We start from the raw sequence: 665 nt of genomic DNA, 5'->3' as shown, positions 1-665 counted from the left end.
CCTATTGGGACTGGAATCGGGCGGGATTCGGCAACACCGGCCTGACCAAGGCATTGGCCTGGTCGGTAGATGTTTTTTACTACAAGCTCGCGGTGAAAATGGGCATCGCCCTGCAGGACAAGACCCTGTGGCGATTCGGCTTCGGCAAAACTCCTCCCATCGACCTGCCGGGCGGCGCCGATGGCCTGGTGCCGACCCCCGCCTGGAAACGTAAGCACCTGCATGCGCACTGGTACACGGGAGACTCCGTCATTCTCGGAATTGGTCAGGGTTATTTGCTGGAAACGCCATTACAATTAGCCCGCGCGGTCGCCGCCCTCGCCAACGGCGGCTATCTGGTTCAGCCCCAGGTCGCCAAAGCGCTCATCAACCAGAGCACTGGTCAGACAAAAGCCATTCCTCATGCGCAACCCGTTAATCTGCATATTTCGGCAACAGCCATGCATGCCGTCCATAAGGGTATGGAGGCCTGTGTCACCATCGGCACCTGCCATACCATCAGCATTCCCGGCATTACCATTGCCGGGAAAACAGGCACGGCACAAGTACCGGTGGGCTATAAAAATGGCCACACTATCTATAACAACGACTCTCTTTTTATCGGCTGGGCACCGGTACATCACCCCAAAATCGCCGTCGCCGTGGTAGTGGAATATGGCGGGCAC

Annotated in this window: 1 protein-coding gene; it reads left to right on the top strand. The window is 57.4% G+C overall.

Features of this window, described 5'->3' with window-relative positions:
* Positions 1–665 (top strand): penicillin-binding transpeptidase domain-containing protein (locus tag HF921_RS12830; protein WP_264318209.1); only part of this gene is annotated, 665 nt, incomplete at both ends.

This window comes from Acidithiobacillus ferriphilus (assembly GCF_018854775.1).
Taxonomy (GTDB): Bacteria; Pseudomonadota; Gammaproteobacteria; order Acidithiobacillales; family Acidithiobacillaceae; genus Acidithiobacillus; species Acidithiobacillus ferriphilus.
The sequence above is the reverse complement of the archived record's forward strand: the minus strand, read 5'-3'. Positions and strand labels throughout refer to the sequence as shown.